Source organism: Xenorhabdus doucetiae (genome assembly GCF_000968195.1).
Lineage (GTDB): Bacteria > Pseudomonadota > Gammaproteobacteria > Enterobacterales > Enterobacteriaceae > Xenorhabdus > Xenorhabdus doucetiae.
This window is the reverse complement of sequence record NZ_FO704550.1, coordinates 2136320-2151016: the sequence shown is the minus strand read 5'-3', so window position 1 is coordinate 2151016 and position 14697 is coordinate 2136320. Positions and strand designations below refer to the sequence as shown.

Below are 14697 nucleotides of genomic sequence, written 5' to 3'. Positions count from 1 at the left end.
CGTGGTTAAATCACTCTGGTTGTCAAGGCATGTTCATTGAGAGAAACGCCTAATACATCACCAGATTGCAGTGGCCCTACGCCTTCAGGCGTTCCCGTCAAAATAATGTCGCCTGGGCGCAGGGTAAAAAAACGTGACATATAACTAATCAACGGAATGATAGGTGTTCGCATGTCACTCGTATTGCCGTTTTGGCGCAATTCGCCATTAACTGTTAAAGAAAGTTGGGCATTTTGTGGATCATCAAAGGCATTGACAGGAATAAACCCTGATATCGGGCAGGATCGATCAAACGCTTTGCTTTTCTCCCACGGTTGCCCTGATTGTTTAAATTCACGCTGTAAATCACGTAATGTTAAATCCAACGCAACAGCAAAGCCTGCAATCGCCTGACTGACCCGCTCCTCATTGGCATTTTTGAGTGTCGAACCTATCAAAACAGCCAATTCTATTTCATGATGTACACAACCCAATTCCTGTGGGATGAAAACAGGCTGACGTAGATCACACAGCGCCGTCTCAGGTTTAATGAATATCACCGGCTCTTCAGTCGATTGGGAGCCCATCTCTTTCATGTGCTTGTCGTAATTACTGCCAACACAAACAACTTTATTAGCAGGAAAATCCAACAACACGCCATGCCAATCCCGATGCTGGTACATAACATTGTTCCTTTATCTTGTTTTCAGGATCTGATTTTCAACGAGCGAGAAAATGAGTACGTTGCATAATACCGTCCGCCATCATACCAACACTCAGGGCAAAATAGTAAGAACGATTCCAGTGCATGATGGTGCGGAAATTCTGTGTTACCCAAAATGCCCGTTGTGCTGAATCATCAGGAATGACTATCCAACCTTTGGTATCTGTTGGCAGGTGAGCAAAATGCGGGGATGAGATCCCCCATGCTTGCCATTGGGCAATGGTTTTTCCCTGTTCGGGCTTAATGCCTTCCAGAGCGATATTGAAGCCAGCAGGTAACGAAATGGCATATCCCCAGGGTAAACCCTGTTTCCACCCTTCCTTATGCAAGTAATTGGCTGTCGAGGCAAAAACATCTTCTTTATTGTGCCAAATATCAATTTTGCCATCACCATCGCCATCAGCCCCATAGGTTAAGTAAGAGGTTGGCATAAATTGGCTTTGCCCCATCGCTCCTGCCCAAGAGCCTTTTAACGTTTGATCTTGATTAATGTATTGATTTTCAATGATTTCTAACGCTGCCAATAATTGTTTGATAAAAAACACTTCTCGGCGGCCTTCAAAGGCTAGCGTGGATAATGCTGAAATGACATCTTCTTTTCCCTGAAATTTGCCAAAACCGCTCTCTAAGCCCCACAAAGCAACAATATAGGCTTTAGGTACACCGTATTGACGGCTGATCTTCTCTAACTGGGGTTTATTATTTTCATATTCCTTGGCACCCTGTTCAACCTTCCAGGCTGGCAAGACACGATTCAGGTAACTATCCAGTGTAATTTTTTTCTCTGGTTGGTTACGATCAGATTTAATAACATGCGGAATAAAATGGATATTGGCAAATGCCCGATCTAATGTTTTTTCACTGATCCCCTGCTCCAGAGCTTGCTGTTTCAGCAAAGCCACATAGTCAGGAAACTGTGATGGCTCGCGGGAATGCAATGGAAAAGCGTGCTCCAATGTCCTGACTTCTGCCTGGGATCGTGAAGTCAACACGGATTGATGGTGTAATGGTTTACCACTTGATGTACTGCACCCGGCCAGCAGGGTTGCCGTCAATAACGTTATCCCAGTGATTAATTTCATAAATCAGCGCCTCCTCAATTCAGGATCAGGCCATTATCAACGATTTTTATTGTTTAGATGTGTTTGATGTCAGATGTTTATTGAGCAAACTTTCCACTGGCGGTGGCATTTGCAGGTAAAAACCTTGTTCATGTAATGCGGTTTTGACTTTTTCAATATCCGCATTTGCCAATTTTTTTCTTTCAGATAATGAAATCATCATTGCATATTGAGGTTCACCAAATGTTTTTAACAGCTCTTCAGGAACACGCGAAAAATCACCTTTTCTTTCAATATACAGATAGGTTTGGTCACGTTTTGGGCTTCTGTAGATTACACCAATCATTGTCATAAACTCTTTTAAATTAACTCTGCGACTTGCTTGAATAATTCACTAACTATAACATGCTTATTATATTTAAGAATATCGTCTCCCAGAGACTGTTCTAGGAAAATGTTTGTGTAATCGCGTTTGTGTAAACTACTTTGGGAAACTTAACCTTGCTGAGTCAGAATATCGATGTCACAGTCGCCAATTGAGCTAAAAGGCAGTAATTTTACGCTTTCGGTCGTTCATTTGTATGATGATAAGCCGGAAGTTATTCATAAGGCTATGCAGGAAAAAATGGAGCAAGCTCCCGAATTCCTGAAAAATGCTCCCGTTGTTATCAATATTTCTGCTCTCCCTGTTGGTGCAGATCTCCTTGCACTCCACCGAGCCATTGAGTCAGTTGGGTTGCGCGTCGTTGGCATCAGTGGTTGCCAGGATGAAGCACAACGAGAAATTGTTCTGAAATCTGAACTTCCTTTATTGAAAGAAGGTAAAAGTCAGAAAGTTCTTACGCAAGAAAATAAACCGACTGAACCTATTTTCAAAAAAACTCGTATAATTAATACGCCTGTTCGTTCAGGACAAAGAATTTATGCACCAAACAGTGATCTTATTGTGACAAATAATGTGAGCGCTGGTGCAGAATTAATCGCTGATGGAAATATTCATATATATGGTGTGCTGCGGGGACGAGTATTGGCAGGCGCATCTGGTGATCAAGAAAGCCAGATTTTCTGCACCCATTTAAACGCTGAACTCACCTCTATTGCAGGTCAATATTGGCTCAGTGAAAAAATCCCAGAAAATTTTGTTGGCAAAGCAGCAAAATTACGTCTGGTGAACAATGAATTAACTATTGAAACTTTAGTCTAGCCCTTATAACAAGGAATCGCTTCATGGCACGCATTATTGTTGTTACATCTGGTAAAGGTGGCGTTGGCAAAACCACTTCAAGCGCGGCCATTGCTACCGGTCTCGCCCAAAGAGGGAAAAAAACCGTTGTTATCGATTTTGACATCGGTTTGCGGAACCTCGACCTCATCATGGGATGTGAACGCCGTGTGGTTTTTGACTTCGTGAACGTCATTCAAGGTGATGCCAGTTTAAATCAGGCGCTTATCAAAGATAAACGCACCGATAATCTATATATTCTACCCGCTTCCCAGACCCGTGATAAAGAAGCCCTGACTCGAGATGGGGTTGAGAAAATTCTGAATGAATTGGATCAACAGGGATTTGAATTTATTATCTGTGATTCACCCGCAGGTATTGAAAGCGGCGCATTGATGGCGCTCTATTTTGCCGATGAGGCAATTATCACGACCAATCCAGAAGTTTCTTCTGTTCGTGATTCTGATCGTATTTTAGGTATCCTGGCATCCAAATCACGCCGTGCAGAGAAAGGGGAAGATCCTATCAAAGAGCATCTTCTGCTGACACGTTATAACCCAGGGCGTGTCAATCGCGGCGATATGCTAAGTATGGAAGATGTACTGGAAATTCTGTGTATTCCTTTACTTGGCGTCATTCCAGAAGATCAATCTGTTCTCCGTTCATCCAACCAAGGGGAACCCGTCATTTTGGACAAAGATTCTGACGCCGGTAAAGCATACGAAGACACGGTTTTACGTTTACTCGGTGAAGAACGGCCTTTCCGTTTCATCGAAGAAGAAAAAAAGGGCTTTTTAAAACGCCTGTTTGGGGGATAACGCATGGCTTTGTTAGATTTCTTCCTGTCGAGAAAAAAACCGACGGCCAATATCGCCAAGGAGCGGCTACAAATCATCGTGGCAGAGCGGCGCCGTGGTGACTCTGAGCCTGCCTATTTGCCTGAAATGAAACGGGATATTCTGGCTGTTATTTGTAAGTATGTCCAAATCGATCCAGACATGCTTTCTGTGCAGTTTGAGCAAAAAAACGATGATATCTCTGTGCTAGAGCTTAATGTCACCTTACCTGAGGTTGAAGAATCGCCAAAATAACAGCATCAAATAACGTTATTTAATTTAACACGGTGATTTTTTTGAGAATAATAAATCGGGGTGCGGTAGTATCCCGATTTAAGATCAAGAACGAGAAATACCTACATATAAGGCAAGATAACAAAACAAAATATAAACATTATTTTTACCTAATAATGTACATTAAGTATCAAAGAAAAGCGTGTTTATATTATTGGCCGCGGTAACAACTAAAGTCAGTAAAAACAGTCTTACTTCCCTGCCTGTATATCAAACAGGGAAGCAAAATGATATCTCTTAAATAGAGCTAGAGTTGTGACCGTTATTGAACTAACGGTATGACTCCGAATAGTTTGTCAATATTTCTGCAATAGGTTCAGCCAGCAACATACCGCGCCAGCCTTTGATTAATTCAGGTTGATATTTTGATGATTTCAATTTCCAATGCCAACTCAGTAATTGATTGATTTGACGGCGAGAAGCCAGCAGCTCGGCACTGAAATGGTGGGATTCCGCCACCTGAGTGACCAGTGATTTAATTTCCTTGAACGCCTTGCGATAATCAGGGTAATCAATCAAATTCACAATCTGATCCGGACAGGCCTCTTCTGGAATATTCCTGCTCTCTGCCACCATCGCCAACAATCGACGACCATGACAACGAATTTCTTGCCCACTCAATCCCAACGCATCCAGTTCTGCCAAAGAGGTCGGCATATAGCGGGCTACTTGCCATAAATTTTCCTCACGGATCACAAAATTGATCGCCAGATCACGTTCCCTCGCCTGATTTAAACGCCATGCAGCCAATTTTTGCAAACAGGCCAATTGCCTTGGCCGTAATTGCCATGCGTTACCAATATCCTTATAAGCATACTCCGGCATCAATATCTCTTTACGGCGCTGGGCTATCAGATTGCTTTCATCTTTTGCCGCATCCAAATACCCCGCCAACTCTGCCTTTTCCATCAAGATATCGGCGAGCGGTAATAAATGGTAGACATCTGCCGCAGCATATTGACATTGCTTTCCACTCAATGGCCGAGCCAGCCAATCAGTGCGGGATTCACTCTTATCCAATTCGATATGTAAATATTCAGCAACCAGTGTCGCAAAGCCACACGATATGGGATGACCAACAAACGCCGCCAATACCTGGGTATCAATCATGGGCTCTGGCAAGCATTGGAAACTATGACCAAAAACCTCCAGATCTTCACTGCCAGCATGGATAAATTTTAATACATTTGGATCAGTCAATAGCTCCCTAAGAGGCTGCCATTGCGAAATGTCGAGGGGATCAATCAGAGAAAGCTGTTCACCATCAAACAGTTGTATCAAACCTAATTGGGGATAGTACGTCCGTATACGTACAAATTCAGTATCTAATGCAATTCTTGCGTGTTTTTTTGCCTGCTCACAGATTGACTGCAACTGGGCATCGGTGTTAATCAACTGATAGTTCAAAACATCATTCTCTTAGCCATTCATAAGACGTGCACAACAACGCCGGTAAGAAACCGGCGCTTTTGTTGACTGCCTATGGTTTAAAATCAATGGAGCACAGCAATAAACATGATCAATGTGTAGCAGCATCATCATCCACTTTTACCAATTCTTCATTACGTAGTTCTTTACGAAGAATCTTACCGACATTGGATTTTGGCAACTCATTGCGGAATTCAATGAGTTTTGGCACCTTATACCCTGTCAGGTAATGACGGCAATGCGTTTTAAGTTCATCTTCAGTCAGGCTGGGATCTTTACGCACAACAAATACTTTGACAGTTTCTCCTGAGTTTTCACTCGGAACGCCTACTGCTGCCGACTCTAACACTTTAGGATGGGAAGAAACAACTTCTTCTACTTCATTTGGATAGACATTAAACCCTGAAACCAGAATCATGTCTTTTTTCCGATCAACAATGTGAAAAAAGCCTTTTTCATCTACGTTAGCAATATCCCCGGTTGCCAACCAGCCATCTTTCAACACCTCATCCGTCGCATCAGGACGGTTCCAGTAACCTTTCATTACCTGCGGCCCACGTACCCACATTTCACCGACTTCGTCCGGTGAAACTTCATTACCGTCATTCCCTACTAATTTAATTTCTGTTGAAGCAACGGGGAAGCCAATACTGCCACTGTAATGAGTCAAGTTATGTGGATTAGCTGAAACCAGAGGGGAACATTCTGTCAATCCATAACCTTCCAACAGGTGACAACCGGTCAAGTTTTGCCATTTTTCGGCCACCACTCTCTGTACAGCCATACCGCCGCCAACCGATAAACGTAATGAGGAGAAATCCAGTTTCTGAAATTCTGCATTATTCAGCCAGGCATTGAATAGTGTGTTAACACCTGATAGCGCGGTAACACGATAACGCGCGAGTTCTTTGACCGTGCCGTGTATATCACGCGGGTTGGTAATCAACAGGTTTTGCCCGCCCATTTCAATAAAAAACAAGCAATTTATCGTCAAAGCAAAGATATGGTACAACGGTAATGCCGTTACCACGACTTCTTGCCCCGGCTTCAATAATGGAGAATAACAAGCTTTGGCTTGTTCAAGGTTTGCCAGCATATTACGGTGAGTCAGCATTGCACCTTTTGCTACCCCCGTGGTTCCCCCCGTATATTGCAGAAAAGCCAAATCCTCACTTTGCACATCCGGTTTGACATACTGCATGCGGTAACCTTTATGCATCGCACTACGGAACGAAATAGCATCCGGTAAGTGGTATTTGGGCACGAGCCGTTTAACGTATTTCACGACGAAATCAACCAGGGTTCCTTTAGGACGGAAAAGTTGGTCACCCATGCGCGTCAAAATAACGTGCTTAACTGGCGTGTTGAAGACTATTTTTTCTAAGGTATGTGCAAAGTTAGAAACGATAACAATAGCAGAGGTGTCACTATCATTAAGCTGGTGTTCCAACTCACGCGGGGTATAGAGCGGATTCACATTGACCACAATCATACCTGCACGCAGAATGCCAAACAGTGCCACGGGATATTGCAATAAATTTGGCATCATCAATGCCACGCGAGCCCCTTTTTTCAGCCCCAGACCATTCTGTAAATAGGCAGCAAAGGCACGGCTACGCTCTTCCAATTTACGGAAAGTCATTACCTCGCCCATATTGATAAATGCGCTTTGATCAGCATAACGTGCCACAGCATTCTCAAACATTTCAATCAACGACGTATAACGGTCGGGATCGATTTCTGCCGGAACATCTGCCGGATAATGTTTTAGCCAGACTTTTTCCAAGTTGAATACTCCTGAAATCTAATTGCGATGTAATCACTGCCCATAAAACAAACAAACCAGACTTGTATATTTAACAAATTATTAACTCAGCGTACCAGTTTGAAAAGGAACAATGTTCAGGTTGGCGATGCACATCACTAATTTAATACTATCAATTATTGCAAAAAAATAAGGCAGCCTTTGCCGCCTGAATATTCTTGTTATTTATCAATGAATTAGTTAATTTATTGGTACTTGTATTTATAATCCATTGATTATACACCGATTTACTAATTCTTGACTTAGAGTCTTACCATTATTCCAAATAGTTATAAGTAGGATACTCCAATAAAAGATAATTATTAAGAATAGAATTTATAATAGGATTTAGCTTATAGAATAAACATATTGAATGTATGGCTAGTGGCAGGTTTATTTCTGTTAGGTTCTGCCTGCCACCAGATATCTTTTGATTGACAAAAAACTATTCCGTTAAAATCGTTTCAACAGATACAGGTTGAAGTGGCGGATAGCCGCGCCAAAACGGATCATAAGGGTTGCTATAATAATTCCACGGATCAATGGCTACGGCAGAAGGAAAAATCATTCTCTGAGATTCATGCCAACGTTTCATCCCCGTGGCATTCATCACAACGTAATGATACGGGCTATTGCCTACATTTCCCTGTTCAAGGCCAGTAATCAAACCCACGACAGTAACATAATGATCTTTAAAATCACTGGGTTCCAGGAACGTATTCACATAAGCATAAACTCGTCCCAGAGAAGGTGTATCCAACCGTGGGGCGGCATTACTTGCCAGTGGCATGGCAGATATTTCCAATCGGGTATGATCTTTTTCATTTAAGACACTCAATACCTTTCCACCAAATCGCCCTTCATGCCCAATGTATAATTCAGGCGCATTTTTGACAGAAAACAGGTTTTCTACCGGTGTCTTACTTGTTCCTTTAATAACATCAGGAACTGACACACAGCCCGCAAGTGCTAAGGTTCCCACCAGTAGCGCCGCTTGCAGTATGCTTCGATAGTATGTTCCATTGAGCATAAATCCTCCAAACACAGAAAAATCTTATTAAGCTAACCTGAATCTGGTTAGCCATACTCTAGCTCTTTCTCTATTCATGGACACTGCTTTCTGCCACAAGTTGCATGAATTTTATTGCCCCAGACAACAGATCCTTAACGACCCGGCAATTTTTTCCATGTCACTTCATTACGTAAGTAAACAGGTTCAGCATGCTCAACTGCGGTTGCTTTCCCCGATTGCCACATCTGGATTGCCAATGGCAGCATATCTTGCGCATGAGGCAAAGTCATGTCGCTGTCTGTCAGCGTTAAGTGGCTGTTCAATAATTGAGGATAGGCTTGCCACCCCGTTCCGGCAATTGCCCATTCACCTGACAAGGAACTCATGATCGCTTGCACTTGTTCAGGTTTTAGCACGGCTTCCGTTGCATCGCCTTGCCATTCACCTTGAGAATTACGGGTGTATTGTCCCCAGTAAACTTCGCCCATCCGTGCATCAATGGCAACCAGAACGTTTGTTGCGCCCTTCAGGCGAAAAGCACCTTGTGCCATTGTTTTCAGGGAAGAAACGCCAATCATCGGTAATTCAGCGCCCAGTGCCAGCCCTTGCGCAATGCCAACACCAATCCGTACACCGGTAAAACTGCCCGGCCCACGTCCAAACGCTAACGTATCTAATTGTTGCAGGCTCACTCCGCCTTCCGCTAATACCGCTTGAACCATCGGTAAAATACGTTGCGTATGCTCTCGTGGGGATATTTCAAACTGTGCTTCGACAGCCCCTTCATTCCAAAGTGCAACAGAACAAGCTTCAGTTGCAGTATCAATAGCTAAAATCCGCGTGGACATGCCTTAACTCCGGCAAGATATAGAATCAAAAATAAGGAGCTATACTAGCATAGCCCCAACATCATCGCCCCGTCATTTTATTCAAACTGCATTTTACTCAGACCGCGGTGGGCGTGATTGCAAAAACGCGATGGCTTTTGATAAATCACGGGTACGGGAAGCGGGAGGCAGGCTATTTAGAAAAACCTCACCGTATGGACGCATTACCAATCGATTATCACAAATCACCACAACACCATAATCATCAATATCACGGATCAGTCGTCCAACGCCCTGCTTCAAGTCAATCACGGCATCGGGAAGTTGAACTTCATTAAAAGCATCGCCGCCCTTAAGTTGACAATCTTCGATACGCGCCTTGAGCAAGGGATCATCCGGCGCAGTAAACGGTAATTTATCAATAATAACACAGGACAACGCATCGCCACGGACATCGACCCCTTCCCAAAAGCTGCTTGTTGCCACCAGTAATGCATTACCCGCAGAGATAAATTGAGCCAGCAATTGTGACTTACTTGTCTCCCCCTGTACCAATACCGGCAACGTCATACTGGCACGAAACTCTTCTGCCAAACCACGCATCATTTGGTGGGAAGTACAGAGGAAAAAGCAACGCCCTTTATTGCTTTCAATCAATGGCTTCAACATGCGAGCCAGCAATTTTGCACCACCATTTTGGTTAGGTGAGGGTAAATGACGCGGAACACATAATAACATTTGCCGTGGGTAATCAAATGGACTGGGCAGAAGTAATGTTTGGGCTTGTTTCAACCCTAAACGCTCGGTGAAATGGTTTAGCTGTTCATTGACCGACAGTGTTGCCGATGTAAAAATCCAACAACCCGATTGTTCACGGATCATCTCACTGAATTTATCGGAAACAGATAATGGTGTCAGCGCCAGCAAAAAATGCCGTCCATAACTTTCGAACCAATAGCTGTAATTAGGTATGCTGACATCAATCAGGCGCTTAAGACGATTGCGATAAGCCGTTGCCCGTTCAAAAGCCGCATCCAACATGGTTGAACGCCCCAAAGAGAGCTTCATCACGTCATAACAAAGCTCAAGGGCATCATCCAAACGCACTAATGCTCGCTGAACTTGCGGCTGCTGTAACGCTTCCCGGAGATTACCCCGATAGCTGTTTTCACCCAATGACAAACGAAAATCTTGCGCACTTTGGCTGAGACGATCGGCACTTTTTTGCAACTGCGCCTGATCCCGAACTTCAGTGCGATAAGCCATGATGATATCACGCGATAAATCCATTAATTGGCGGCTGCTTAACTGCTGACCAAAATATTGGCTGGCAATATCGGGGATCTGGTGAGCCTCATCGAAAATCACTACATCGGCCTGCGGGATTAATTCACCAAATCCGCTATCCTTAACCACTCTATCGGCCATAAATAGATGATGGTTAACAACCACGATATCCGCTTCCATCGCTTTACGGCGGGCTTTCAGAACGAAACATTCCTGATAGCGTGGGCAATCACTGCCAAGACAATTGTCATTAGTACTGGTGACCAACGGCCAAACCGTGCTGTCTTCCGCCACTTGGTGGCAGGTGCTAATATCACCCTCTTCTGTATGGGCTGACCAATGCCTGAGTTTGATAACTTGTGCCAATATTTCGGCTTCCAGTTGGGAATTGCCGATTGACTGTTGTTCAAGGCGTTCAAGGCATAAATAATTTGAACGCCCTTTTAATAGCGCCAAATTGCCTGTAAAACCTAAAGCATCAACGATGGTGGGAAGATCTCGATTGTAGAGCTGATCCTGCAACGCCTTGGAGCCAGTAGAAATGATCACTTTTTTACCGGAGCGCAAAGCAGGCACCAGATAAGCAAATGTTTTACCGGTTCCCGTTCCTGCTTCCACGACCAGTTGTTGCTGTTTTTTGATCGCAACGGTAATAGCCGAAGACATTTCCCATTGGGCATCACGCGGCTTAAAACCCGGTATGGCGTTGGCAAGTATGCCATTTTTCGCAAAATCGTCTGACACAAACTGTCTCTTTCAATAAAATGTGGCAGAATTATGCCAATACTGAAGGGTAATAACCACCCCAATTCAGCAAAAAACTGTACAAATTAACAGGAGATTTAATGACTATTAAACGCATTGATCCAGATGCCCGTTGGTCAGAAGCGGTCGTTCACAATGGCACTATCTATTATACCAGCGTGCCAGAACAACTGGATGGCGATATTACAGCGCAAACCGCCGATACGCTGGCAACCATTGATGCCCTGTTACAGCGTCTCGGTTCAGATAAGAGCAAGATTCTGGATGCGACGATCTTTCTGGCGGACAAGGCCGATTTTGCAGGTATGAACGCCGCTTGGGATGCGTGGGTTGTTGCCGGGAGCGCGCCAGTCCGCTGTACGGTTCAAGCAGCATTGATGAACCCTGACTATAAAGTAGAAATTAAAATTATCGCTGCCTTATAATCTGTATTCATCAAACAAACATGGCATTGAAAAAGTTATCACTTCTTCAATGCCATTTTGGAAATGAATCTACAAAATGAAATTTAAGGTATGGAACGCAAAAATTAAGCCATCTTAATTATAATCATGCCGATCAACAGCAGCACAATACCACTCCATCCCTTAAAATTCAGTCGTTGATTAAACATTATCCAGCCAGCAGCGACTGTAGCAATAATGCCGAATGCCCCCCATAACGCATAAGCAATGGAAAGTTCAATCCCTTTCACTGCCTGAGCCAGTGCACTGAATGCGCCTAAAACCGCAATCAGAGATAAAATACCGAGCCAGAAGCGCTGAAAACCGTTGGATAATTTCAATAAAATATTCGCTATAATTTCCAAAACAACAGCCAGAACCAGAAATGCCCCATGCCACCATTCAAATTGAGTTAGCATATCATGCCTCCTTAATTTGTTTGTTCAAAATATCATTTGGAGCATGGTCTTGGTTCTTTTTTGTCCCCGTCTTGATCAAGGCAATTCCGGCTATCAGCAATGCCAATCCACCCATTTTCATCAATGACAGTGATTCGTTGAACCATATCACACTAAAAGTGGTAATAAACAGGATCCCAATACCTTCCCAAAGTGCATAAGCGACGCCTAATGCTACTTTTTTTACAGCAATTGCCAACAAGACATAAGAAGTTGTGATCATGGTATACATCACAATCATGCCGGTCAGATCACCCGAAACGCTGGCTTGTTTCATTGACAAAGTACCCACCACCTCTGTCATAATCGCCAGTGCAAGAAACATCCAATAAATCATTTTTTTTCTCCTGAACATACTGATAAGCATGCCAAGATATCTAGCTATAAATGCCAACAAGAGCGGCAGCAAATGCAATTACACAACATCAGAATTAAGCTGACGTTTTAGCGAAATATTTTGGCAAACGAAAATTGCCGGTGAAGAACCGGTTAGTAGGAGAAGGCCCTAAAGGGCACCGCACCAGTAGTGCTCACTGGATAAGATAGTTGAGAGGAAAAAAACATGGGTACAACGTTGAATTTTGTTACTATGCTGAATGTTGACGCTTTTGGCGCTATTCATAATATTTTATTCTTTCATCACACATAATCGCCGTGTGATATACTACGAACCCTCATTATGGAATTGATTACTTTTATTTCTAGCATATCCCAACAATAAACACAACTGACAGGTAACTTTTTCAATGACCTGTTTTATGGGCTTGGATGGGATCTGGCCACAAAACGCGGCCAGATGATGATAACCAGATAATAATAGTAGAAAATACCGTTCGTTACTCAAATTCATTCCATGAACGGCCATCGCGTGTAATCATCGCGATGGAAGCAACGGGTCCCCAAGTCCCCGCTTGATAAGGCTTCGGTGGCTCATTATCTGCTGCCCATGCGTCCATTATAGAATCAACCCACTTCCACGCTTCTTCCACTTCATCACGACGGACAAACAGAGCCTGAATGCCACGCATCGCTTCCAACAGTAATCTTTCGTAAGCATCAGCAAGATGCGTCTGATTAAATGTTTCCGAGAAACTCAGATCCAATTTAGTCGTTTGCAAACGGTGCTTATGTTCCAGTCCCGGCGCTTTATTCAGCACTTCAATATCAATGCCTTCATCCGGCTGTAAACGGATCGTCAATTTATTCTGCGGTAACTGCTGGTAGGATTCAGCAAACAGATTCAGCGGAGGCTCTTTAAAATAGACAACCACCTCAGAACATTTAGCCGGCAAACGCTTTCCGGTTCTCAGGTAAAAAGGCACGCCTGACCAACGCCAGTCATCAATATCGACACGGATCGAAACAAAAGTTTCCGTTTTGCTGGCCTTATTCGCCCCCTCTTCTTCCAGATAACCCGGCACTTTCTTACCATGCACAAAACCTGCGGTATATTGCCCGCGAACCGTTTTTTCCCTGACGTTGGTCTGATCAATTCGACGCAATGAACGCAATACTTTCACTTTTTCGTCACGAATGCGATCGGCTGTCAGATCAGACGGGGGTGACATGGCAATCATGGTCAGGATTTGCAGAAGATGATTCTGGATCATGTCGCGCATCTGCCCTGCCTGATCAAAATAACCCCAACGCCCTTCAATACCCACTTCTTCAGCAACCGTGATTTGCACATGATCAATGGTGCGGTGATCCCAATTATTGACGAAAAGTGAGTTGGCAAAACGCAGTGCCAACAAGTTCAATACCGTTTCTTTACCCAAATAATGGTCAATGCGGTAAATTTGGCGCTCATTGAAATATTTTGCAACTTCATCATTAATCGCCTTGGAAGAAGCAAGATCGGTTCCCAGTGGTTTTTCCATCACGACCCGGTTGGGTTCCGTATTCAGTCCCGCAGCACCCAGCCCATGACATACTGAGCCAAACGTACTTGGCGGCATGGCAAAATAGTGAATAGCAGGCAAGTTATCCTTATTAAGGACTTTTGCCAATTCGGTGAAATGTTCCGTTTCATTGACGTCCAAATTACAAAATTCCAGACGTGAACTCAGCTTCTTCCATAATTCTGAGTCCAGTTTCTCAGACATAAATGTAACTAACGCTTCCTCAACGACTTTGGTATAGGCTTTTTTATCCCAGTCAGCCCGGCCGACACCGATAATTCGGGTATCCGGATGGATATAACCTGCTTTTTCCAACTGGTAAAGGGAAGGCATTAATTTCCGGCGTGCTAAGTCTCCTTTCGCCCCAAAAATTACCAAATTACAAGCCTGAGCTGTAGACGTCACCGCCATGTTGCATCTCCTCAATTACGGGGTATTGTAATTTTTTTACAGAACTTGCAGGTAATGTACTCTTTTGGTTATAGGCAGTAAATACTGATTACCATTTTGCATTCATTGACGATATGGTCATAATTTACACTGAGTAGTGACTATCAACTGAAAATTTACAACGATTAAGAAGTAATCTTACCAAGTTGAAAGTTAGACACTTGTCATATTTTGATGAAAAATCCCAGGTTATCCGGTTGTTGCCA

General features: G+C 43.5%; 15 protein-coding genes. 4 read left to right on the top strand and 11 right to left on the bottom strand.

The window, feature by feature from the left end:
- Window positions 1-5 precede the first annotated feature (5 nt).
- From XDD1_RS09660 to XDD1_RS09650, 3 genes are read right to left on the bottom strand one after another with little or no spacing between them, the layout of a single operon-like run.
- Window positions 6-662: a fumarylacetoacetate hydrolase family protein gene (locus tag XDD1_RS09660; protein ID WP_045970715.1), complete on the bottom strand. Its 657-nt coding sequence runs from the start codon at window positions 660-662 to the stop codon at window positions 6-8.
- Window positions 663-699: 37 nt separating this feature from the next.
- The gene (locus XDD1_RS09655; RefSeq protein ID WP_045970713.1) at window positions 700-1785 is read right to left on the bottom strand and encodes a lytic murein transglycosylase; all 1086 of its coding nucleotides are present in this window, start codon (window positions 1783-1785) and stop codon (window positions 700-702) included.
- Between the two features lie 46 nt (window positions 1786-1831).
- A complete protein-coding gene (locus XDD1_RS09650; protein ID WP_045970711.1) occupies window positions 1832-2110 on the bottom strand; it encodes a YcgL domain-containing protein in 279 nt (92 codons plus the stop codon).
- A gap of 174 nt (window positions 2111-2284) precedes the next feature.
- Here XDD1_RS09650 and minC point away from each other — a divergent pair, with 174 nt between their 5' ends.
- Genes minC through minE form a run of 3 tightly spaced genes read left to right on the top strand, consistent with a single transcriptional unit; the run spans window position 2285 to window position 4077 of the window.
- Window positions 2285-2968, top strand: coding sequence for a septum site-determining protein MinC (gene minC / locus XDD1_RS09645; protein ID WP_045970709.1), 684 nt, complete (start codon window positions 2285-2287; stop codon window positions 2966-2968).
- 23 nt (window positions 2969-2991) lie between these two features.
- Entirely contained in the window at window positions 2992-3804 is an 813-nt protein-coding gene (gene minD / locus XDD1_RS09640) for a septum site-determining protein MinD (RefSeq protein ID WP_045970707.1), read from the top strand.
- A 3-nt stretch (window positions 3805-3807) separates the two neighbouring features.
- The gene (gene minE, locus XDD1_RS09635) at window positions 3808-4077 is read left to right on the top strand and encodes a cell division topological specificity factor MinE (protein ID WP_045970705.1); all 270 of its coding nucleotides are present in this window, start codon (window positions 3808-3810) and stop codon (window positions 4075-4077) included.
- A gap of 309 nt (window positions 4078-4386) precedes the next feature.
- Here minE and rnd read toward each other — a convergent pair whose 3' ends face one another.
- The 5 genes from rnd to XDD1_RS09610 form a co-directional block, all read right to left on the bottom strand.
- A complete protein-coding gene (gene rnd, locus XDD1_RS09630) occupies window positions 4387-5523 on the bottom strand; it encodes a ribonuclease D (protein ID WP_045970703.1) in 1137 nt (378 codons plus the stop codon).
- A 112-nt stretch (window positions 5524-5635) separates the two neighbouring features.
- Window positions 5636-7330, bottom strand: coding sequence for a long-chain-fatty-acid--CoA ligase FadD (fadD, locus tag XDD1_RS09625; protein ID WP_045970701.1), 1695 nt, complete (start codon window positions 7328-7330; stop codon window positions 5636-5638).
- 463 nt (window positions 7331-7793) lie between these two features.
- Window positions 7794-8378 carry a Slp family lipoprotein gene (locus XDD1_RS09620; protein ID WP_045970699.1) on the bottom strand — a complete coding sequence of 195 codons (585 nt, stop codon included), beginning with the start codon at window positions 8376-8378 and terminating at the stop codon, window positions 7794-7796.
- 134 nt (window positions 8379-8512) lie between these two features.
- The gene (tsaB, locus tag XDD1_RS09615; RefSeq protein WP_045970698.1) at window positions 8513-9208 is read right to left on the bottom strand and encodes a tRNA (adenosine(37)-N6)-threonylcarbamoyltransferase complex dimerization subunit type 1 TsaB; all 696 of its coding nucleotides are present in this window, start codon (window positions 9206-9208) and stop codon (window positions 8513-8515) included.
- Between the two features lie 93 nt (window positions 9209-9301).
- Window positions 9302-11218 (bottom strand): ATP-dependent DNA helicase, encoded by a 1917-nt coding sequence (locus XDD1_RS09610; RefSeq protein WP_045970696.1) that lies wholly within the window; start codon window positions 11216-11218, stop codon window positions 9302-9304.
- 101 nt (window positions 11219-11319) lie between these two features.
- On the opposite strand from XDD1_RS09610, the gene XDD1_RS09605 reads away from it, so the two are divergent.
- Window positions 11320-11664 carry a RidA family protein gene (locus tag XDD1_RS09605; protein ID WP_045970693.1) on the top strand — a complete coding sequence of 115 codons (345 nt, stop codon included), beginning with the start codon at window positions 11320-11322 and terminating at the stop codon, window positions 11662-11664.
- Between the two features lie 104 nt (window positions 11665-11768).
- Here the strand turns inward: XDD1_RS09605 and mdtI are convergent, their stop codons facing one another.
- From mdtI to zwf, 3 genes are all read right to left on the bottom strand, one after another.
- Window positions 11769-12101 carry a multidrug/spermidine efflux SMR transporter subunit MdtI gene (gene mdtI, locus XDD1_RS09600; RefSeq protein ID WP_045970691.1) on the bottom strand — a complete coding sequence of 111 codons (333 nt, stop codon included), beginning with the start codon at window positions 12099-12101 and terminating at the stop codon, window positions 11769-11771.
- 1 nt (window position 12102) lies between these two features.
- Window positions 12103-12477, bottom strand: a complete 375-nt coding sequence (gene mdtJ / locus XDD1_RS09595; protein WP_045970689.1) for a multidrug/spermidine efflux SMR transporter subunit MdtJ — start codon at window positions 12475-12477, stop codon at window positions 12103-12105.
- A 499-nt stretch (window positions 12478-12976) separates the two neighbouring features.
- Complete coding sequence (gene zwf, locus XDD1_RS09590; RefSeq protein ID WP_045970687.1) at window positions 12977-14452, bottom strand: glucose-6-phosphate dehydrogenase; 1476 nt, start codon at window positions 14450-14452, stop codon at window positions 12977-12979.
- Window positions 14453-14697: the final 245 nt, after the last annotated feature.